Annotated in this window: 20 protein-coding genes; 6 read left to right on the top strand and 14 right to left on the bottom strand. The window is 34.6% G+C overall.

What is annotated here, in order from left to right; genetic code table 11:
* Nucleotides 1–267 precede the first annotated feature (267 nt).
* Nucleotides 268–1008, top strand: a complete 741-nt coding sequence (gene prpE, locus V7014_RS09665; RefSeq protein WP_335506532.1) for a bis(5'-nucleosyl)-tetraphosphatase PrpE — start codon at nt 268–270, stop codon at nt 1006–1008.
* A 197-nt stretch (nt 1009–1205) separates the two neighbouring features.
* Here the strand turns inward: prpE and V7014_RS09660 are convergent, their stop codons facing one another.
* The 4 genes from V7014_RS09660 to V7014_RS09645 are packed head-to-tail and all read right to left on the bottom strand — an operon-like array spanning nt 1206 to nt 3990.
* A complete protein-coding gene (locus tag V7014_RS09660; protein ID WP_335506530.1) occupies nt 1206–2090 on the bottom strand; it encodes an RluA family pseudouridine synthase in 885 nt (294 codons plus the stop codon).
* 25 nt (nt 2091–2115) lie between these two features.
* Nucleotides 2116–2910 carry an NAD kinase gene (locus V7014_RS09655; RefSeq protein WP_335506528.1) on the bottom strand — a complete coding sequence of 265 codons (795 nt, stop codon included), beginning with the start codon at nt 2908–2910 and terminating at the stop codon, nt 2116–2118.
* 53 nt (nt 2911–2963) lie between these two features.
* Entirely contained in the window at nt 2964–3596 is a 633-nt protein-coding gene (locus V7014_RS09650; RefSeq protein WP_335506526.1) for a GTP pyrophosphokinase, read from the bottom strand.
* A gap of 28 nt (nt 3597–3624) precedes the next feature.
* Nucleotides 3625–3990 (bottom strand): hypothetical protein, encoded by a 366-nt coding sequence (locus V7014_RS09645; RefSeq protein WP_335506523.1) that lies wholly within the window; start codon nt 3988–3990, stop codon nt 3625–3627.
* A 108-nt stretch (nt 3991–4098) separates the two neighbouring features.
* Between V7014_RS09645 and V7014_RS09640 the strand changes: the two genes are divergently transcribed.
* The 4 genes from V7014_RS09640 (at nt 4099) to V7014_RS09625 (ending at nt 6887) form a co-directional block, all read left to right on the top strand.
* Entirely contained in the window at nt 4099–4680 is a 582-nt protein-coding gene (locus tag V7014_RS09640) for a CYTH domain-containing protein (protein WP_335506521.1), read from the top strand.
* A gap of 19 nt (nt 4681–4699) precedes the next feature.
* Nucleotides 4700–5383, top strand: coding sequence for a lytic transglycosylase domain-containing protein (locus tag V7014_RS09635; RefSeq protein WP_335506518.1), 684 nt, complete (start codon nt 4700–4702; stop codon nt 5381–5383).
* Nucleotides 5384–5538: 155 nt separating this feature from the next.
* A complete protein-coding gene (locus tag V7014_RS09630) occupies nt 5539–5922 on the top strand; it encodes a globin (RefSeq protein WP_335506516.1) in 384 nt (127 codons plus the stop codon).
* Between the two features lie 80 nt (nt 5923–6002).
* Nucleotides 6003–6887, top strand: coding sequence for a ClpXP adapter SpxH family protein (locus V7014_RS09625; protein WP_438824900.1), 885 nt, complete (start codon nt 6003–6005; stop codon nt 6885–6887).
* Between the two features lie 626 nt (nt 6888–7513).
* Here the strand turns inward: V7014_RS09625 and pepF are convergent.
* The 5 genes from pepF to spxA all read right to left on the bottom strand — a co-directional run bounded on the left by pepF (nt 7514) and on the right by spxA (nt 14271).
* Nucleotides 7514–9325, bottom strand: coding sequence for an oligoendopeptidase F (gene pepF / locus V7014_RS09620; protein WP_335506515.1), 1812 nt, complete (start codon nt 9323–9325; stop codon nt 7514–7516).
* A 94-nt stretch (nt 9326–9419) separates the two neighbouring features.
* A complete protein-coding gene (locus tag V7014_RS09615; protein ID WP_335506513.1) occupies nt 9420–10607 on the bottom strand; it encodes a competence protein CoiA in 1188 nt (395 codons plus the stop codon).
* Between the two features lie 275 nt (nt 10608–10882).
* On the bottom strand, nt 10883–12394 hold the full coding sequence (gene cls / locus V7014_RS09610) for a cardiolipin synthase (protein ID WP_335506511.1): 1512 nt from the start codon (nt 12392–12394) through the stop codon (nt 10883–10885).
* 240 nt (nt 12395–12634) lie between these two features.
* Nucleotides 12635–13312, bottom strand: coding sequence for an adaptor protein MecA (mecA, locus tag V7014_RS09605; protein WP_335506510.1), 678 nt, complete (start codon nt 13310–13312; stop codon nt 12635–12637).
* A gap of 563 nt (nt 13313–13875) precedes the next feature.
* Complete coding sequence (gene spxA, locus V7014_RS09600) at nt 13876–14271, bottom strand: transcriptional regulator SpxA (RefSeq protein WP_335506508.1); 396 nt, start codon at nt 14269–14271, stop codon at nt 13876–13878.
* 567 nt (nt 14272–14838) lie between these two features.
* Between spxA and V7014_RS09595 the strand changes: the two genes are divergently transcribed.
* Nucleotides 14839–15018 (top strand): hypothetical protein, encoded by a 180-nt coding sequence (locus V7014_RS09595; protein ID WP_335506506.1) that lies wholly within the window; start codon nt 14839–14841, stop codon nt 15016–15018.
* Nucleotides 15019–15081: 63 nt separating this feature from the next.
* Here V7014_RS09595 and V7014_RS09590 read toward each other — a convergent pair whose 3' ends face one another.
* The 5 genes from V7014_RS09590 to V7014_RS09570 form a co-directional block, all read right to left on the bottom strand.
* Entirely contained in the window at nt 15082–16020 is a 939-nt protein-coding gene (locus V7014_RS09590; protein WP_335506502.1) for an ABC transporter ATP-binding protein, read from the bottom strand.
* Between the two features lies 1 nt (nt 16021).
* On the bottom strand, nt 16022–17065 hold the full coding sequence (locus V7014_RS09585) for an ABC transporter ATP-binding protein (RefSeq protein WP_335506501.1): 1044 nt from the start codon (nt 17063–17065) through the stop codon (nt 16022–16024).
* A 14-nt stretch (nt 17066–17079) separates the two neighbouring features.
* Nucleotides 17080–18114, bottom strand: a complete 1035-nt coding sequence (gene opp3C / locus V7014_RS09580; protein WP_335506499.1) for an oligopeptide ABC transporter permease — start codon at nt 18112–18114, stop codon at nt 17080–17082.
* A complete protein-coding gene (gene opp3b, locus V7014_RS09575) occupies nt 18114–19043 on the bottom strand; it encodes an oligopeptide ABC transporter permease (protein WP_335506498.1) in 930 nt (309 codons plus the stop codon). The genes opp3C and opp3b overlap by 1 nt, the downstream gene beginning before the upstream one ends.
* Before the next feature lie 129 nt (nt 19044–19172).
* Nucleotides 19173–20861 carry a peptide ABC transporter substrate-binding protein gene (locus V7014_RS09570; protein WP_335506497.1) on the bottom strand — a complete coding sequence of 563 codons (1689 nt, stop codon included), beginning with the start codon at nt 20859–20861 and terminating at the stop codon, nt 19173–19175.
* Nucleotides 20862–21077 lie beyond the last annotated feature (216 nt).

The following is a 21077-nucleotide window of genomic DNA, read 5'->3' as shown; positions in this document are numbered from 1 at the left end:
CTTCGCTTTTACTTTCGTTTTGAAGTAGGAGTCTTAGCGCCCGTTTGAACGGGATAAAATCAGACATTTGAAAACCTACTGTACTATACTAGCAAAAACTATAGGAAGTTGTCGCTAAAAAATTCAATACCGGCACAATTTCTTCAAGAGTCATACAACGTTATTATTCTCGATTTCCAAAAAATGAAACCAAAATAAATATGACAGATCTTCGCTTAAATAATTTAGCTTCTAAATAGGATACAATATAAATAGGAGATGATAATGATGAACGTCGATATAATAGGGGACATTCACGGTTGTTATGAGGAATTCAAATGCTTGACCGAAAAACTAGGATACAGTTGGGAGACTGGGATTCCACTTCACCCCGCAAATCGAATTCTCGGTTTTGTTGGTGATTTAACCGATCGTGGACCACATTCTTTAAAAATAATTGAAGTAGTACATAGTCTTGTACAATCAAAAAAAGGAGTTTACTCTCCTGGGAATCATTGCAATAAACTATATCGTTATTTCATAGGCAGAAATGTTAGCGTGACACATGGATTAGAAACAACTGTTGCCGAATATAAAGCACTTTCACCTAGTGAACAAAATAGTATAAGAAAAAAATTCATTTCTTTATATGAAGATAATCCCATTTATCAAACATTAGACAATGGTAATCTTATCATTGCGCACGCAGGAATACAGGAAGAGTATATAGGTAGATACGATAAAAAGGTGCAAACATTCGTACTTTACGGTGATATAACTGGAAAAACACATCCAGATGGCTATCCTATCCGAAGAAACTGGGCAAAACACCATAAAGGCAAAGCCATTATTGTATATGGTCATACACCTGTAAAAGATCCAGTTATACAAAACCGTACTTATAATATTGATACCGGTTGTGTTTTTGGTGGCAAATTAACCGCTCTTCGCTATCCGGAACTTGAATTGGTCAGCGTTCCTTCATCCATGCCATATGTTGGAGAGAAATTTAGGGAATTAGAGAAATAATAACATTGATAGGGTACAACTCTGAATGGAGTGTGCTCTTTTTTTGTCTGTTCATATTTCTCAGGCTCTGCTCATATACTCTCAGCACCACTCATATTTCTCCAGCACCGCTCATATTTTCAACCACAATTCAAATTCCTCCCTCACCAACAACATTTTCCACGCAAAAAAAATCCACTCTCAAAAGAGCGGATTTTTTATTCGATTAACTTCTTCATATCTTCTAGTAAATCGGCTTGAAACGTTAATGTTTCCTCTTTAAAAGGATGATAAAAAGTAACTTGCTTACAATGCAAAGCTTGTCTGTTTATAAAGTCAAGTGAGCCACCGTATAAATCATCACCGAGTAAAGGATGCCCTATGTAAGACATATGTACTCGTATTTGATGCGTTCGACCGGTGAGTAAGTGCAATTGAATATGGGAGAATTGATCATATACAGCATTTGATTGATACAATGTACAAGCATATTGACCATCATCACGCACTTCTCTTTCAATTATGCTAGTTGCTTTGCGTCCTATTGGTGCCTCTACTTTTCCTACTTCATATAAATGACCATGAACAAAAGCTTCGTATGTTCGACTTACTTCACCTTTCTTCTGCTGCTCACTTAACAGGTGATGAACATGGCGATGCTTCGCGATCAGCATTAGCCCAGAGGTATCTCGATCAAGTCTAGTTACTATATGGACCGTTGATGCGATATTCATTCTTTTATAATAACCAGCTATACGATTTGCAATGCTACCTGTGGGATGTTCCCTAGATGGAATTGTATTCGTAAAAGGTGGTTTATTTATAATTAATACATATTCATCTTCATACACAATCTGCAGTGGCAAGTCTTCAGGTAATAACCCTTCACTTGTCTGTTCAATTGGAAATTGCACATTCACTATATCTTTGTATTGTAACAAATAGCGAACGGTTTCCTCATAGCCATTCACTTGAATGCGTCCACCTTTAAACTTAATATCTGCTAAAGCGGCTTTCGAAATATGTTGTTCTTTAAGAAATTCCCGTAACACCATACCTTCTTGCTGCTCTTTTATACGCCATGTTAACTGAAACACACTCATATTCTATTCCTATTCTCATCAATTATTAGTCAGCGATAAACGAATCGCGTACGCGTTTCCAAAATGGAAATGGGCGAAAACGTGCAAATCGAATTTTCTCATCGGAAACTCGATATTGAATTGATTTTACATCTCTCTGTAATACTTGCAAATGATCGATCGTTATAATGAAATCATTTTGATTAGCAGGCTTCAACATACAAGTATGATGGTCAGGAAGTATTAATGGTGATCCTACTGTACGAAATACACGATTATTTATCGATGCCATTTCTGCAATCTGGATAGCATTAATTGAAGGATGAATAATTGCACCACCTAATGCCTTATTATACGCCGTACTACCTGATGGAGTAGATACACATAAACCATCGCCTCTAAATGTTTCGAACTGCTGCCCTTTAATCTCAACATCCATCACAAGCGTTCCTTCTACCCCTTTTACCGTTGATTCGTTCAACGCTAAAAACTTCGATGGCGCTCCACCATGCTTATATCGAACAATAACCTCTAAAAGAGGGTATTCCACTACCTGATAGGGAGTCTTAGCAATAGCTATCACCAGCTTTTCAACCTCTTCTGGCGTCCAGTCTGCGTAAAACCCAAGATGACCTGTGTGTACTCCAACAAAAGCTGTCTGGTCTAGTCGGTATTTAAACCGATGAAACGCATACAAAAGCGTTCCATCTCCTCCTACTGAAATAACAATGTCCGGACGTTCTTCATCTAGTGTTAATTCAAAGTCTTGAAGATACATCTTCATTCTTTGCATTAACTTATTTGATTTATCGTCTCCCTTTGAGGTTATGGCGAATTTCATGATACCCTCCCGCGTGAATAGCTCTTCTTTTTTTCCCTACAACATACTTTTAATTATGTTAGTTTTTGAGCTTCATCATTTTTTTTCGAAAAAACTCTTTGCGCTTCTTGTATCTCTATAGCAATTTCTGACATTTCTTTATCAAGCAAATAGGCTGCTTCTGCTGCTCGTTTCAACCTTACACGAATATCATCTGGAAATTGACCACGGTATTTATAGTTTAGTGAATGCTCAATAGTCGCCCAGAAATTCATAGCTAATGTTCGAATTTGTATTTCTACTAGTATTTTCTTTTCCCCACGAATTGTTTGAACTGGATACTTTAGAACAACATGATATGATCGATAGCCACTCGCTTTATTATAAGAAATATAATCTCTTTCTTCTATGATTTCAAAATCATTTCGATTCCTTAACAATTGTACAACTGTTTTGATATCACCAACAAATTGACACATCATTCGGAGTCCGGCTATGTCTTGTAAATCTTCACCTAGCTTCTCGATAGGGATTCCCTTTCTTTCCGCCTTATCAAGAATACTAGGAACGGGCTTCACTCTACCTGTTACAAATTCAATTGGTGAGTGAATACCTTCACGCTCAAACTGTGTTCGCATTCCTTTAAGTTTTACCTTTAACTCCTCTATAGCTTGCTTATAGGGAGCTAAGAAATCATCCCAATTCATCTTAAAACAGCACCTGCCTCAGAACTTCTTACACGAATACTTTTTCTACTCTAGAGCCCATCTCATCACCGTAGTTAGCATTATCTTTAATATTATCGATTAAGTATAATAATTCTTCTACAAAGTGAGGTAGCTCGATTTCTTCAGTATTATTACTCAAAACAACAGGACTCTTACTTTGACAGACTTCCTTTAAATGTACCCAAGTACCTTCAGGCAATGAAAGGTACATATATTCATTCTCACATTCAACTATGTATATAAAGGCAAACTCATCAGAGTTCACTAGCATCTGACCCTTTGGCTCGATTTCAGCTATACTAGGCCTATCACATCTTATTATTAATTTATTCGATTCGTTTATAATAGATTTAACTTCAATTATTTTACTCATATATGGTTTTCCCTCCTGCTACTAACAATTTTATTTTACCATAACCCTTAACGTATGCCTAAGGTTGAAGTAAGATTCAATATATAATCTAATTGAGAGGACGATATTATGAATCAAGAAATCGAAATTGAATTTAAAAACCTATTAACTAAAGAGGAATTTGAGAAATTGGCTCAATACTTTTCTATAGAGAAAAAGGAATTCAATACTCAAGTAAATCATTACTTCGATACGCCAGACTTCGCTTTGAAAGCAAATGGAGCGGCTCTACGCATTCGTCAAAAAAACGATAAATATGTATTAACACTAAAACAACCAGCCCAAGAAGGCTTACTTGAAACACACGAAACATTATCTTTCGAAGAAGCACATGAAATTCTTGAAACAAACAAAATAAAAATAGGCTCTATTTCAAACATGATCTTAACCGAATTCGGAATTTCACCTACCAAATTGGAACTCTTTGGATCATTAGCAACAAGCCGCGCTGAAACAAAGTATATGGATGGAACTCTCGTTTTAGACCATAGTAACTATCTAAACAAAGAAGATTATGAATTGGAATACGAGGTGACTGATTTCGCCATCGGAGAAGAAAATTTCACCAACCTACTTAAAGAACTGAACATTCCGTTTAGACAAACCGATAATAAGATTAAAAGGTTTTATAACGAAAAGTTCAACAAGTAGAATAATTGGGGTGAGGCATATGAATGTACAAGAACTAAGAACTTTGATTGAAATAAAAGCTCTTCAAGGATTAACAAGTAACCCTTCATCAGAGCGCTCATCAAACTCAACGATGTTTCAAGAATTACTAATGAGCTTCTTAATGAATCAAACTGATAGCTCGTCAATCACAAACACACTTGGAAGTATCGCTAGTATTGCAAAGAATACTGATTACACAGGCGCAATGTTGAATAATAATGTACCATTAAGTCATTCTTCTGCACTGCCTTCATATAATGCTACTCATTTAAGCAACCATACTCCTATTTCCTTAACCGGAGCAGGTAAGCAATATGAGCAGTATATTGAAGAGGCAGCTCAACGTTATAACGTACCAGCGAAGCTTATATCTTCTGTTATTAAACATGAATCTAACTTTGATAATTCTGCCACAAGTCATGCTGGGGCTGCTGGGCTAATGCAACTTATGCCAACAACTGCAAAGTATTTAGGAGTAGACGATGTCTTTAATCCAAGAGAAAACATTATGGGCGGAGCTAAATATTTACGTCAAATGCTCGATAAGTATGATCAAAATACAACGTTAGCTTTAGCGGCTTATAATGCAGGTCCAGGAAATGTAGATAAATACAATGGCATACCGCCATTCAAAGAGACTCAAAATTACGTACAAAAAGTTTTAGGCACATATACTGCTTAACATATGTACTAATAACCAAGAAAGGGTAGCTCAAGATTCTTCATTTTGATCTACTCTTTTTCATTGTAAAATTTAACCTTTTCAAGCTAGATGTTTGAGATATTCTGAGCTGGTTGCTACAATATCTTTACAAAAGCTGAGTGAGGAGAAATACGATGTCACATTCAAAAACCCCATTTGAAGCAATAGGAGAAAGACAATTACATCATTTAATTGAAAGATTTTATATAAACGTGCATAAACATCCATTATTAATACCTATTTTTCCAGATGATTTAACAGAGACAATTCGTAGGCAAAAACAATTTATGACGCAATTTTTAGGCGGCCCTTCTTTGTACTCAGACGAACACGGACATCCGATGTTACGCGCTCGTCATCTTCCATTTGAGATTACACCAGAAAGAGCTGCCGCTTGGTTAGACTGTATGAGTGCAGCCATGGATGAGGTTCAGCTTCAAAATGAATTGCGAGAATTTATTTTTAGCCGCCTTTCTCTAACTGCTCAACATATGGTAAATACGCCTTCTCAAGACTAAAAAACTTGTATAAGCTGAAACTATTTTTACAAAAAAAATGCCTATACGATGACGATCATAGTCAAGAAAGGAGAAAGCAGTTGAGTACTCAAGAAAACACCAATTTTATTGAGTGGCTACATAAGTACCATTGTAATATTACCGGTAAAAAACCAATTGAAATCTATGTTTTTATAGATCCCCTATGTCCACAATGCTGGGGAATGGAACCCATTCTTAAAAAGCTACAGATGGAATACGGAAATATTATCAGCATTAAACATGTGCTTAGCGGAAAATTAGCTACTTTAAACACTTGCACACGTTCTTCTGAAAATATAGCTACGCTATGGGAGAAAACAGCGAGTAGAACAGGAATGTCATGTGAAGGAGAGTTATGGATTAACAATTCTCTTCCGCTTTCTATGCCATATAATGCATCCATCGCCATAAAAGCAGCTGAGCTTCAAGGAAGAAAGCAAGGAATAAAGTTTTTACGGAAATTCCAGGAATATTTTTTCCTGAAGAAAAAGAATATTTCTGAAATGCCGATCTTAATTGAATGTGCAAAAGCTGTAAAACTTGATATAGATGAATTTCTAAATGATATTCATTCAAAAGCAGCAGCAAAAGCTTTTCAATGCGATGTAAAAATCACAAATGAAATGGATGTTCAGGAAATACCTTCCCTCGTATTTTTTAACAGCAATATAGAAGAAGAAGGCATTAAAGTATCTGGCTGTTACTCTTATGATGTGTATTTGTCTATTTTATCTGAAATGATGCCAAATATACCTGAACCTAGTCCTTTACCAAACATAGAGTCTTTTGTTCGTTTCTATAACGTCGTCGCAACAAAAGAAATAGCTATCACATACGATCTGACAGATCAAGCAGTAGAAAACGAAATGAAAAAACTCCAACTACAAAGGGTAGTAGAATGTATACCTGCGAAATACGGAATGTTTTGGAAATATATAACATAAGCTGTCTCATATATCGAGGCAGCTTATTTTTGTGGAAAATAAAGAGAAAACTGAAAAAGGCCCCGCCGGGATAAGCAGGACCTCTCTCTATTCATACGAACAAAGGGGATGGGAGAAATTTTTCACGGTCAAACAAAGGGGTATATGTTTGCTTGTGATCAACTTCACACTCATACTATAACAGATATCCCATGAACATTTCAAGTGTTTGTTAGATCTTTCACATTTTCGTCAAATTTTTAGAATAATATTTTAAATTAATCATACACTATATAAATACCATTTTTCAAAGGAGATTATTATGAATCCAAAAAAAATCATCTTATTTTCCTGCTTAATATTTACTGCTCTAGTCATACATATCCTTGCTTTAATCAATACTTTCCCATTATTTCTATCTATTCCCATTTTATTTTTAGCTGTTTTTATTTTTTTACTCTCACTAAATGATAAAAATCGCTTTAAAGGTTTTTAATTTTTTCACTATCTTGATATATTTAAAATTACCATTTATTTATAACAAAACTCAAATCAATAAATTAACTATTACTTTTATTCACAATCTCCCCTATTCCAAATGAAAACTCCGCCTAACATAACAGTTAAGCGGAGTTCTATTCATTCCCCTATAATAAGCTTTCCATTTCATTTAATTTTTCTTCAAATACAGTTAAAGCTTCTTGAATTGGATCAGCTTTCGTCATATCTACTCCAGCTTTCTTAAGCACTTCAATTGGATAATCAGAGCTTCCAGCTTTCAAGAATTCAATATAACGATCAACAGCTGGTTGCCCTTCTTCTAGAATGCCTTTACTTAACGCTGTAGCTGCGCTAAATCCAGTTGCATATTGGTAGACATAGAAGTTGTAGTAGAAATGTGGTATTCTCGCCCATTCTCTACCGATTTCTTTATCAATATGAATATTGTCACCAAAGTATTTCTTATTAAGGTTATAATATTCTTCTGTTAACGACTCCGCTGTTAATGCTTCACCATTTTGCACCTTCATATGAATGCTTTGCTCAAATTCAGCAAACATCGTTTGACGGAATACCGTACCACGGAAACCTTCTAAATAATGATTCAATAAATACAAACGTTTCTTTTTATCTTTAATTGTTTTTAACAAGTAATCATTAAGCAAATTTTCATTACATGTAGAAGCTACCTCTGCAACAAAAATAGAATAATCCCCATACGTATTCGGCTGTGTATTTCTCGTATAGTAACTATGCACAGAGTGACCAAACTCATGGGCAAGTGTGAATAGGTTATTCACATTATCCTGCCAGTTCATTAGAATATATGGATTAGTACCATATGCACCTGAAGAGTAAGCACCGCTTCGTTTACCTTTATTCTCATGAATATCTACCCAACGATTCTCAAAGCCTTCTGTAAGAACTCGATTATAATCTTCACCCAGTGGTGCTAATCCTTTTAAAATATAGTCCTTTGCTTCATCATATGACACTTCCATCTTTACTTCTTTCACCAGTGGTGTAAATAAGTCATACATATGAAGTTCATCAACACCTAATACTTTCTTGCGTAAGTCAATATAACGATGCACTAAATGCAAATTATCATTAACTGTGTTTACTAAGTTATCATACACTGTTTCAGGTATATTATTGGCACTGAGTGCTGCTTGTCTAGCAGAATCATATTTGCGAACTTCTGCATTAAATTGCTGTTGCTTCACGTTACCTGCTAATGTGCTTGCAAAAGTATTTAAATATTTACCATACGTTTCATAAACTGCTTCAAATGCATCTTTTCTGACACGTTGATCTGTACTCTCTAAAAATGTAATGTATCGACCATGTGTTACTTGTACCTCTTCTCCGTTCTCATCCTTAATGCAAGGAAATTCAAGATCAGCATTATTTAACATCCCAAATGTATTGCTAGAAGCATTTAATACTTCAGAAGCTTTAGCTAGAAGTTCTTCTTCACTTGCGGATAACACATGAGGTCTTTGTAAATTAATATCCTCAATATAATGTGTATATAGTTTTAAATCCTGACTTTCTTGTAAGAAATTAGTAAGCTTTGACTCATCGATGCTTAAAATCTCTGGAACGATAAAAGAAAACGCACTTGCACTTTGTGAATACAAAGTTTTCGCACGATCGTCCATTCCTTGATAATGCGAGTTTGTAGTATCTTGGTCATATCTCATATGTGAATATGTATATAGCTTACCTAAACGTTCAAATACTTCATCTTGAAATTGAAGTGCTTTATATAATTGGTCAGCACTCTCTCCAAGCACTCCTTGAAATGAACTAGCTTTTCCAAGTTCTTCTTTCACGCTTTTAAACTCTTGTTCCCAATCAGCATCAGTTGCAAATATATCTTCCAATCTCCATGTATCTTCAACCTTAATTTCTGAACGAGCAGGTAATGCTTTTGGTTTATTTGTTTGTGCCATAACTAATCCTCCGTTTCAAAATAATATTACATCCATTCCATTAGGATACAGAATAATTATACTATTAATTCTGTATCCTAATTTAAAATCCTGCTTATCTTTTCATGAGTTCATCATAGATATATGATACTTTTCTGTAGAAAACTCGTTCTTGATTTGGCTCTTCTGGATTAAAGTTTTCTACTAAACGATTTAATATATACCTCCCCTTCTCTATTCGTTTTAACACACCTAATTTTTCAAGCATGAGTACATAATGTTCAACGGGTAGAAATGGATTGATAGTAGAATGAAATGGTGTAATACGAAGGATAATATTTTTTTCTTTCAAACAATGAATAAGAGCTTCTTTCCACTCTTGTAGATTTATATAGTCACCTGGCGCCTTGTCTTTTAAAACACGTTCAAACATCCAGAATTGCCACTGTATTGCATTTGTTTCATACAAATGACCATAAGGTACAGGAATACCTATTTCATGCGGAAATGTCGCTGGATAGATGCGAGCCGCATACATAGCGTGATAAAGAACAGGAGAAAAGGTTGCATATTGAGAGGCATTTAACCTCCATCTTTGTTTAGCAATGATCCAATCGTGATAAAAGAATGTAGCGATGACGGGAGTTTTGATTAATTGAGGAAACAATAAATACTTCATTTGAAATAAATGTGGTTTCGACAAAGTTAAGCGAGAAGAAAAAGGTGTAAGTTGTGATAATATAATCATTTGATGCAACGAGGGGGAATAGAAGAATAACTTAGGCACTAATAGGCTGCCTGATGAGGCATACCAATGAAAAGACGAAATTGTATAAGTATTATGCCTTTTCCTCTTCAAAAAAGACTTACTCAAAATCCACAAAGGTATAATTCCATATTGTATATACATTTGTGTACGCTTCATAATATCATCCAATGAAATGGAAGAACATTGAAATTCAATGGCATACTTGATATTCTCAACCTCAACATATAAATCTGCTCTTTGCTGAAAGTCAGGAAAATATTTCTCCAACTCTACAGAATATCCTTGATCTTTAATCCATTCATATAATTGTTTTTTCCCTTGTAAATGCTCAAGTGATTCTCCTTCTGATGCATATTGACAAGACTCATGTACAGCATGTGCAAAATGAGGAATTTTTATCCTTCCTGCCTTCATGTTCACTCTCTTATTACAACATGGACAATAATACGCTTCGGTACGATAATCTTCTATTTCATTTCTAGTTAACGACAATAATGAAATAATTGATCCATCTTTAGATTTTGCTACTAACATCATATATCCTCCTTCCATTTGAGTACATTCGACATCTTTTTACAGAATCCCTTTTTCTCTTTCAAATTCATAAGGTAAGAGAGTGTCCAATAAAGTAATGGTGTTTTAGATTTTTACATGTACGTGAAAGTCATTATTCCTACTTTATAGGGAAACACATGCATTTCATCTCTTTCAAAAGCGCCAATTATAGGCATTTTCAAGATACTCAGCAAGCATAACANNCGAAAAGTGATTGAAAATTACTTTTCGGACAGCCCTCTTCCAATATAAAACTATAATAATGGAGAAAGTAAGCGACAAGTCGACTCCATAATTCGATTACCAAAATGTCTCTTTCTAAATGAATCTTCATGTAAAGCTTGTGATTGTTCTATATCTCCTAGAAAATCATTCACTAATTTGTTCGTGCTACCTGTTTTATATAAGAACGCATTCACTTCAAAATTTAAATGAAAGCTTCTCATATCCATATTCGCTGTCCCAATCGAAGCTAGTTCTCGATCTACGATCACTATTTTACTGTGCATGAAGCCTTGTTTATACTCATAAATTTTCACCCCAACTTCGAGTAAATCAGGAAAATACGAACGGGAAGCATACCATACAATTCGCTTATCAGGGTTTTTAGGTACTAAAATGCGGACGTCAATTCCACTTAAGGCTGCCACTTTAATAGCTTGAAAAATATCCTCATCTGGAATAAAGTATGGTGAAGCAATCCAAACGGATTCCTTCGCCGAAGAAATCATGCTAAAGAAAATATTTTTAATAACACTATATTCATTATCTGGACCACCGGCAATCATTTGTACACCACCATGTTGATGTACAATGGGTATACTCGGGGATAAATATTCATCTGTCAGGAAGCTTTTATTTGTACTATAATACCAATCTTGAAGAAATATTAGCTGCAACGTGCGAACTGCCTCTCCTTCAGCTAGAAGATGCGTATCACGCCAGAAACCAAAATTTTCATCTCTTCCTAAATACTCATCACCAATATTTAAACCACCCACAAATCCAACATTACCATCAACCACAATGATTTTCCTATGGTTACGGAAGTTTGCTTTATTCGTTAGAAAAGGTAAAGAAACAGGGCCGAATGCAGCTACTTCAACACCTCCATCACGTAAATCTTTAATATACTCTTTCGACAACGTCCATGAGCCCACAGCATCATATAAGAAACGAACTTTAACCCCTTGCTTTGCACGTTCAATTAGCACATTCTTTATTTCATTACTAATATGATCATCACGAACAATATAATATTCTAAATGAATATGATGCTTTGCTTGTTTCAATTTTTGCAATATATGCGAGAATGTTTCTTCTCCATTCGTTAATACCTTTGTTTTTGTAGCGAAAGAAATAGGGCTGTTCCCTATTCTTTGTGCGAGTGAAATTAGTTTCCTTTGATGATCTCCCATAACTTTAAGTCGTTTTTCACTGACATCTGGTTCCCCTTCGATTTTCAAAAAAGCTTGCTTGTCCAAAAAATATTTCTTCCGATATATTCTTTCTTTTCGATAATTGAGCCCAAATAGAAAGTAAAAAATAAATCCGAACAACGGAAAAGCAGCTATCACTACTAACCAAGTTAACGTTTGTGTTGGATGACGGTTTTCCAAAAATATAACAATACCGATCACAATAGCCGCGATAGTTAAAACAATACTTATAACACTAAAAAAATTACCATTTATTCGGTCTTTAAATAAATACCATAGACCAGCAAACAGACAGATAAATATACCTAGCCTGACCGTATTCTTCATAGAATCTCCCTTCACTCTTTTACAATGATGTTTTTTATTTGTACATACCCTATGTTTACGTATGAAAAGCCATATGGTTCGACATTTTTATACTATATATTATAAAAAACTAAGTTAATTTGCTAATGTATGAATGACCAATTTTATGTTTCGCATACATCAAGCCTACTTTTGATATTTAGAGAACAAAAAAACTCACTGTTCGCCAACAGTGAGCACATGTAGTAATTCTTAAGATCATTAAGAGAAATATTTATTAATTGTTTTAAATACATCTTCGGCGATAATTTCTTTACCATACTCTTGGATGCGATGAATTGTTAAAGAAGATTCAACACCGTATTCTAACAAGATGCTTAATGTATTATCAATAAAGCCCTCATCCATTTCTTCTTCTTCAAATTCAACGTACAAATAGTATTTATTTTCAAATGAGTATAAAGAAGATTTAAATCCTTCTAACCCATCTCTCTTACTTAGAGAAATAACATCTTCGAAATCCTGGAATCGAATCATACATTCTAACACGTCTAGATCATATTCCGTAGCTTCATCTTCATTGTTTTCCGGTTTCACTTGGAAGTGCTGGTCAAGGAGTGATTCAATTCTTTCATCTACTGGTAATTCTTTCACTTTATCGTCAGCAATCGGAATTTCTAAATTGCTACCATCTTTCGTGAACTGTGCTTTCGTGACCATTATTTCTAAGCCTTTATCTAAAGCTTGCACTTGAATCCAAAGTGGACCTTCGATTGCGAATTCTTCTTCATGATGAATTTCATCCATCATTTCCCAAAATAATTCTTCACTTCGATCACGATTATACCAAATTTCATCACGATCGAATCCTCTTTCCTCAATGTCTACATATGAAATGTAAAACTTGACTGTATGTTCATTAATTCGTTCTATTTCCATAAAAAACCCCTCTCCCTTCTATCATAATTATAGTGTGAAGGGAATTACCCCCAAAAAAGTGAGTCGAGTCGTACAATCATTTTGCCCTTGTTCTTTAAATCATAATCCTACTGCTATTTTATGATAAAAATGATAAGAAGGAAAACAAAATGCAGTATATTTGTAAAAACAAACTTTCGCCTAAAAGATTGCTCTAATTTTACATAATATTTTAGCTTTAATCAAGGTTCGGAATCCATTACCATGACCAGCAATTTTTATAGTCCATTTAGACATACAAACTTCCTACATTCACGATATATCCATCAAAAAACAAATCAAACAATAAGCACTAAAATTTGTTGATTAATAAATGTGAATGCATTATTGTTTGTTTTTTTCACATATCATGATATTATATGTGAACAATCAAATAATTACTTTCTTATCGGTAGTAATTATTCATGTTTAAGCAGACTAATTCGACATACAATATAAAACTCCTCTATAAGTGTTCAAACACGATCTATCTTTGCAAAATAAAAAAAAACCTCGACTATATTAAGTCAAGGAAAATAATCAAATTAATTTACCATACGTTGAGCTTCACGAAGCTGGAATGTACGTACTTTTCTTGGAAGGAAACGACGAATCTCGTCCTCATTGTAGCCAACTTGCAATCTTTTCTCATCTAGAATAATAGGTCTTCTTAATAGACCAGGGTTCTCTTTAATAAGACGATACAATTTTTGTAATGGCAATGTTTCTAAGTTCACATTCAATTTTTGAAACGTCTTAGATCTTGTGGAAATGATTTCATCAGTTCCATCTTCTGTCATTCGCAGAATTTCTTTTATTTCTTCAATAGAAAGAGACTCTGAGAAAATGTTTCTTTCAACATAAGGTATGCTATGTTCTTCTAGCCAAGCTTTCGCTTTTCGACAAGATGTACAGCTTGGTGATGTATATAAAGTTACCATAACTATTCACACTCCCCTTTTTATAGAACCCCATGATCTATGATTGGGAAAACTTTTTCCTTTTATGAACAACACACACTAAATTAAAATAACTTTAAATAAAGAATGTCTACTGTCAATTATACATTATATTTTCATAAAATGAACACCTTTTTTAAAAAATATTAAAATATTAAAAAAAGCTTTAATCCAACGTTTAATCAACAGAATGTGGTGATCATACCAATAATCAATCTTTCTAACTAGACTTAAAATTAATAACAATAAAGACAACACATTCTCATTTATCACAGTTTATTCATATTTTAATATAATTTTACTCTTACCTTCCTATTAAGTAAATACCCTATTTCACCATATATAAACTCATCAACTTTTTCATTTTATAAATAATTTTAAGTTTACCGATAATAACTTCGAGTTTTTTCTTGAGAATTTTGACAATATTTGTCGAACACCTTTATTATTATAACCTAACACAACTAAATTTCCAGAAAATTCTTTCCATTGCATATACATTCTTTTATAATAGAAGAGAAATGGAATGTTTCAAAAGGAGGCAGACTTATGATTGGATATTTCATGGACTTTCTTATTGTTGCCATACTTGTTGTAGGTTTCACCGCTTTAAACGGTGTAATCGGAAACACCATCGGAGAAAAACTATTTAGAGGAAAAAAGAAAGACGTACATGTAGATGCTTCACTTCGCACGCAAACAGGTTGGAATCAAGTTGGCGGGAAATAAAAATGATTTTCAAACTGAATTCAGACATTGAAAAAGCTCCCTCGTTCAGGGAGCTTTTTGTTATTACTTTTGTTGTTCTTGGTATTGCTTGAATTCTTTCTCTGAACATAATACAAAGTGTCCAGGCTTTACTTCACGCATTTTCACTTCTTCACCTTCGCTATATTGATGAACAGAAGGATCATAAGGCGTACGTTTTCTTTTACGCTCGCTAATTGGATCTGGTAGTGGGATGGCTGATAGCAATGATTTAGTATAAGGATGTAGAGGATTATTGTAAAGCTCTTCACTTGTTGTAATCTCAACTAATTTACCAAAATACATAACACCAATACGATCACTAATATATTTAACCATCGATAAATCATGAGCAATAAATAAATAGGTTAAGCCTTTTTCTTTTTGCAATTGTTTCAATAAGTTTACTACTTGCGCTTGAATAGATACGTCTAGAGCTGAAATCGGTTCATCTGCAATGATGAAATCTGGTTGCACAGCAAGTGCGCGTGCGATTCCAATACGTTGACGCTGACCACCAGAGAATTCATGTGGATAACGATTCGCATGTTCACGATTTAAACCAACTGTTTCTAATAGCTTGTACACTTGATTCTTTCGATCTTCTTTTGACGATGCTAAGCCGTGAATATCAATTCCCTCAGCAATGATATCACTTACTTTCATACGCGGATTTAACGAAGCGTATGGATCTTGGAAAATCATTTGCATTTTACGGTTTAAATTCTTCATTTCAGCTTTTGTTTTCTTACCATGAACATTTTCTCCACGGAACAACACTTTACCATCTGTCGCTTCGTATAAACGAATGATCGTTCTTCCTGTTGTTGATTTACCACAACCTGATTCTCCAACCAATCCAAGCGTTTCACCTTCATAAATAAAGAATGAAATATCGTCTACAGCCTTGACTACATTTTGCTTACCTGAGTTAAAATATTGTTTTAAATTATTGACTTCTAATAAAATCTCTTTCTGTGCCATATTATCGACCTCCGTTAAGAGAAAGGAAATACTCTTTTCTTTTTAATACTGCTTCTGGCGGCTCTACTTTTGGTGCATCTGGATGAAGTAGCCACGTTGCAGCATAATGCGTGTCAGAAACCTTAAACATTGGAGGTTGTTCTTCTAAATCAATTTGCATTGCATATTCATTACGCGGTGCAAATGCATCTCCCTTAGGAGGGTGCAATAAATCAGGAGGTGTTCCTGGAATAGCATACAGTTCTTGATCCTTTGTATCCAAATCAGGCATTGAACTAATCAATCCCCAAGTATATGGATGCTGAGGATTATAGAATATTTCATCAACCGTTCCAATCTCTACGATTTTACCAGCATACATAACAGCAACACGATCGGCAACATTCGCCACTACACCCAAATCATGTGTAATGAAAATAATCGACGTATCTACTTTCTTTTGAATCTCTTTCATCAATTCTAGTATTTGTGCTTGAATCGTTACATCAAGTGCCGTAGTAGGTTCATCAGCGATTAGAATTTTCGGATTACACGCAAGAGCAATGGCAATTACAACACGTTGTCTCATACCGCCTGAGAATTGGTGTGGGTATTGCTCAAAGCGCTCTTCTGGTCTAGGAATACCAACCAGTTTTAGCAACTCAATCGTTCTCTGTTTCGCATCTGCTTTAGATACTTTATGGTGTTTCAATATCGGTTCCATGATTTGTTTGCCGATTTTCATTGTTGGATTTAATGAAGTCATAGGATCTTGGAAAATCATTGAAATGTCTTTCCCGCGAATCTTCTGCATTTCACGTTCGCTTAGTTTCGTAAGATCTTTGTCGTGAAAAAAGATTTCTCCTTGCTTAATTTCAGAATTCCCTGGAGGAAGTAATCTCATGATTGTTTTTGTTGTAACAGACTTTCCAGAACCTGATTCGCCAACAATTGCTAGTGTTTCACCTTTATATAAATCGAAGTTAGCACCTCGAATAGCTTTCACTTCACCATTGAAAGTATGAAACGAAATATTTAAATCTTTAACTTGCAATATTTTTTCCATTATTCTCACCTACCTTAATCACGCATTTTTGGATCTAATGCATCACGAAGTCCATCTGCCATCAAGTTGAAACAAATCATAATTGTACTGATTGTTACAGCAGGGAAAATTAACATATGAGGATATGTTAATAACGATTTGAATCCTTCATCAATCAATGTACCAAGAGAAGCTGCTGGAGCTTGTAAACCAAGTCCGATGAAGCTTAAGAACGCTTCGAAGAATATCGCACTAGGAATGGTAAACATCGTATTAATAATGATGACACCAGCCAAGTTCGGTACAAGATGCTTAAAGATAATCTTAGCATTAGAGTTTCCTAGTGTTCTAGAAGCAAGAACAAATTCTTGTTCTTTCAATTTTAATGTTTGTGCACGTACAACCCTGGCCATACTAACCCAACCGGTAATAGAAAGAGCAATAGTAATGGAAATTATACCAGGTTCTAATACGAGAATCATAAGAACTACAATTACTAAGTTCGGAATTCCCATTAAGACTTCTGTTATACGTTGCATAATATTATCAAGTCGCCCACCGAAGTAACCTGAGACTGCCCCGTATGCAACACCAACAACCATATCAATGAATGCTGCTAATAGAGCGATATAAAGAGAGATTTGCGTACCTTTCCAAAGACGAGTAAAGATATCTCTTCCTAGTCCATCTGTTCCAAACCAGTAGTACGTATCTTCATCAACTTTCTTCATTTCATACATATCTATTTCTTTACCAGCTTTATTCACCATTTTACCGTCAAATGGTAACCACTCCACATTTTCTAAAACAGGAATTTTAGGTGGTAAATTTGCTTGTTTTACATTTTGCGTATCTGCTTCTTTTCCACTAATTAGAGGTCCAAGAAAGGCCATGATTATAATTAGTCCAATAAGGAAAATACTAACAACCGCACCTTTATTCTTACGTAAACGCAACCAAGCATCCTGCCAAAAGTTCAAACTTGGCTTAACGATTTCTTCATGCTTTGAAGAATCCATAATGGCAGGTTGAAATTTTTCAGTTGGTATTTTTTGTTCAGCATTTGCCATTATTTCTTTCCTCCCGCAAGTCTAATTCTTGGATCAATAAATCCGTAAAGGATATCAACAATTAAAACAACAACAACAAATAATGCTGCAAACAATATAGTTGTACCCATAATTACTTGATAGTCATTTACCTGAATGGCTTTAACGAACTGTTCACCAATTCCTGGTACTGCGAAGATTTTTTCGATAACTAGTGAACCTGTCATTAATGAAACTGTTAAAGGCCCTAATACTGTTACTACAGGAATTAGCGCATTTCTTAAAGCATGCTTTACAGCTACTTCAAAGCCACTAGCTCCTTTTGCTTTAGCAAGTGTAATATAATCTGAACCTAAAACCTCAATCATTTCTGTTCTCATAAATCGAGCCGCAATAGAAATCGGGAATATAGACAATGCGATCGTTGGTAAGATTGTATACTCAAATCCTTTCCAGAACATAACAGGTAGCCAACCTAATTTTACACCGACAATGTATTGCAGTAGCCCAGCAAATACGAAACTTGGTACCGATTTACCTAAAACAGCTATAAAGGTAGATCCATAATCAATCCATGTATTTTGCTTTAAAGCCCCAATGAGTCCAAGCGCAATCCCTACAATCGTCCCTAAGAACATTGCTTGAAAGCCTAATTGTGCAGACGGGCCAATTAAATCACCGATAATTTGTGTGACCGGAGTATCATTGTATTGGAAGGAAGTTCCTAAATCACCCTGAAGAATGTTTCCAATATATTTCACATATTGAACTGGAACTGGATCATTTAAACCATATTTCTCATTCATGATCTCAATTTGAGCCTCAGAGAGCTTATTGACATTCTTGTAAGGTGCACCAGGAATGATTTTCATGAGGAAAAACGTAAGAGAAGCTATTAGAAATAGTGTTAATAGCATATAAAAAACACGCTGCGCTATATATTTACCCACCAGTTACACCTCCTAATTTTTTATTTCAACATAATTCGACAATTTATAATAGGTAAAAAGAGAGTATATAAGAATATACTCCCTTTTATGGACATGACATAAGTTAGTTATGCATGAACCTGTAAAAGATTATTCTGTAATTTTAATATATTGATAGCTATATTCAGGTCCCACTTTATGATAAGTAAATCCTTGAACATTTTCGTTAACTAATAAGTTAGAAGCACGTTGATATAATGGCGCAATCGCTGAATCTTCTTCTAATAATATTTTTTCAGCTTTTTGTAACGCAGTCCATCTTGCAGCTGGGTCAGCTGTATTATTTGCCTCTTCGATTAACTTATCGTATTCAGGGTTTGAATAGCTCATTCTGTTGTTTCCACCATTTGTTACCCATAGATCAGAGAATGAAATCGGATCTAAATAGTCTGGTCCCCAACCTGCTATTTGCATATCGTAATTTTGTTTAGAATCACGATCTAAACGTACAGCGAAAGGAACACTTTCAATTTTAACAGTTAAACCTTTAAGGTTTTTCTCTAATTGATCTTTTATATACTCACCTTGTTTCTTCGCACTTTCAGTATCATCACTTAGGTAGCTAAGTTCAACTTTATCAACTTTAAGTTCTTTTAAACCTTTTTCCCAATATTCTTGGGCTTTCTTAACATCATATTTCATTAAATCTCCGTTACCATCACGGAAGTCTTTTCCATTTTCATCTTTAACGAATTCTTTCGGTACAGCGTAGTAAGCTGGAATTGATCCATTATTTAATACGTCAGTAGTTAAGTCTTCTTTGTTGATAGCTAGTCCAATAGCTTTACGAATATTTTCATTCGCTAATGCTGGATTGTCTTTTTGGTTTAATTTTAACCACCAAACAGTTGGCTCTAACCAACTTACCATACGCTTATCACCATCATATTGCGGTACGATGTCAGACGATAATTTAGGTGTAATATCAACTTCACCAGCTTCAAATGCGTTAACTGATGCTTGCGGATCTTTAGATACATTAAATGTTACTTTTGTTAAATGAACATTTTCTGCGTCACGGTAGTTTTCGTTCTTCTCATACACCCACTCAGTTGCAGTAGGACCGTTCCATTTCGCTAACTTGAATGGACCGTTTGAAAGATGTGTTTCTGCAGTTGTACCATATTTGCTGCCTTGTGCTTCAACAAACTTTTGATTTAATGGATAGAAAGTTGGGAAAGCCATTAAACCTTTGAAGAAATCCACAGTCATTGGCTTTTCAGTTTGAATAACTAATGTAGTATCATCAGGAGCTTTAATACCTAAAGAAGTTAAATCATATTCTGTTTTAGCTGCCCCTGCAGCAGTGATTTCTTTTGCACCTTTAATTTTACCGTCCATCATGTATGGACCATAAAGTGATGCATTCTTTGGATCAATAGTTTGTTGCCATGCATAAACGAAATCTTTAGCAGTTAAAGCATCACCATTGTTCCATTTAAGGCCACTTTTGATTTTCACTGTAAATTCAGTACTTTCTGCATTCACTTCAGGTTCCCCTTCAGCAATCGCATTAACTAATACACCCTTTTGGTCTTGACGGTACAAACCTTCTTGAGTGTTGTTCATAGTTGTTATTGATACTGTATCCTCAACTTTGATACTGTTCATCGTTGGAATTGTAGCAGATTCTAATACTGTTAGCTCCTGCTTTGCAGCTAATTTATCGCCACTTTTCTTGTCTCCATCTTTTGATTCTTCTTTATCGCCACATGCCGCTAAAAACATGCTTAGAACTAAAGTTAGAACTAAAAGCAGAGAAAATTTAGACTTTTTCAAATTAACACACTCCTTTATCTATACGTTTATATGTTCAAAATTTATTATACAATTTTTCGACAATTTGTAAATTGGGTTTTTTAAAAACTTTATTAAAATAAAGAAAAATTTCGCTTTTTCGCCTCAAATGAGTAAAAAGACCTATAAAATTTTAACGTTTCATCAGGGCAAAGTGTTAAATTTGTAACGCAAAAAAGGATTTATATACTTTTTTAT

The organism is Bacillus sp. JJ722, from assembly GCF_036963345.1.
Lineage (GTDB): Bacteria > Bacillota > Bacilli > Bacillales > DSM-1321 > Bacillus_AD.
This window is presented reverse-complemented; position numbering and strand designations above follow the sequence as displayed.

What these genes read in the sequence shown, in the direction of transcription:
- prpE (WP_335506532.1), top strand. Translation starts at nt 268, where the DNA reads ATGAACGTCGATATAATAGGGGACATTCACGGTTGTTATGAGGAATTC.
- V7014_RS09660 (WP_335506530.1), bottom strand. Translation starts at nt 2,090, where the DNA reads ATGAGTGTGTTTCAGTTAACATGGCGTATAAAAGAGCAGCAAGAAGGT.
- V7014_RS09655 (WP_335506528.1), bottom strand. Translation starts at nt 2,910, where the DNA reads ATGAAATTCGCCATAACCTCAAAGGGAGACGATAAATCAAATAAGTTA.
- V7014_RS09650 (WP_335506526.1), bottom strand. Translation starts at nt 3,596, where the DNA reads ATGAATTGGGATGATTTCTTAGCTCCCTATAAGCAAGCTATAGAGGAG.
- V7014_RS09645 (WP_335506523.1), bottom strand. Translation starts at nt 3,990, where the DNA reads ATGAGTAAAATAATTGAAGTTAAATCTATTATAAACGAATCGAATAAA.
- V7014_RS09640 (WP_335506521.1), top strand. Translation starts at nt 4,099, where the DNA reads ATGAATCAAGAAATCGAAATTGAATTTAAAAACCTATTAACTAAAGAG.
- V7014_RS09635 (WP_335506518.1), top strand. Translation starts at nt 4,700, where the DNA reads ATGAATGTACAAGAACTAAGAACTTTGATTGAAATAAAAGCTCTTCAA.
- V7014_RS09630 (WP_335506516.1), top strand. Translation starts at nt 5,539, where the DNA reads ATGTCACATTCAAAAACCCCATTTGAAGCAATAGGAGAAAGACAATTA.
- pepF (WP_335506515.1), bottom strand. Translation starts at nt 9,325, where the DNA reads ATGGCACAAACAAATAAACCAAAAGCATTACCTGCTCGTTCAGAAATT.
- V7014_RS09615 (WP_335506513.1), bottom strand. Translation starts at nt 10,607, where the DNA reads ATGTTAGTAGCAAAATCTAAAGATGGATCAATTATTTCATTATTGTCG.
- cls (WP_335506511.1), bottom strand. Translation starts at nt 12,394, where the DNA reads ATGAAGAATACGGTCAGGCTAGGTATATTTATCTGTCTGTTTGCTGGT.
- mecA (WP_335506510.1), bottom strand. Translation starts at nt 13,312, where the DNA reads ATGGAAATAGAACGAATTAATGAACATACAGTCAAGTTTTACATTTCA.
- spxA (WP_335506508.1), bottom strand. Translation starts at nt 14,271, where the DNA reads ATGGTAACTTTATATACATCACCAAGCTGTACATCTTGTCGAAAAGCG.
- V7014_RS09595 (WP_335506506.1), top strand. Translation starts at nt 14,839, where the DNA reads ATGATTGGATATTTCATGGACTTTCTTATTGTTGCCATACTTGTTGTA.
- V7014_RS09590 (WP_335506502.1), bottom strand. Translation starts at nt 16,020, where the DNA reads ATGGCACAGAAAGAGATTTTATTAGAAGTCAATAATTTAAAACAATAT.
- V7014_RS09585 (WP_335506501.1), bottom strand. Translation starts at nt 17,065, where the DNA reads ATGGAAAAAATATTGCAAGTTAAAGATTTAAATATTTCGTTTCATACT.
- opp3C (WP_335506499.1), bottom strand. Translation starts at nt 18,114, where the DNA reads ATGGCAAATGCTGAACAAAAAATACCAACTGAAAAATTTCAACCTGCC.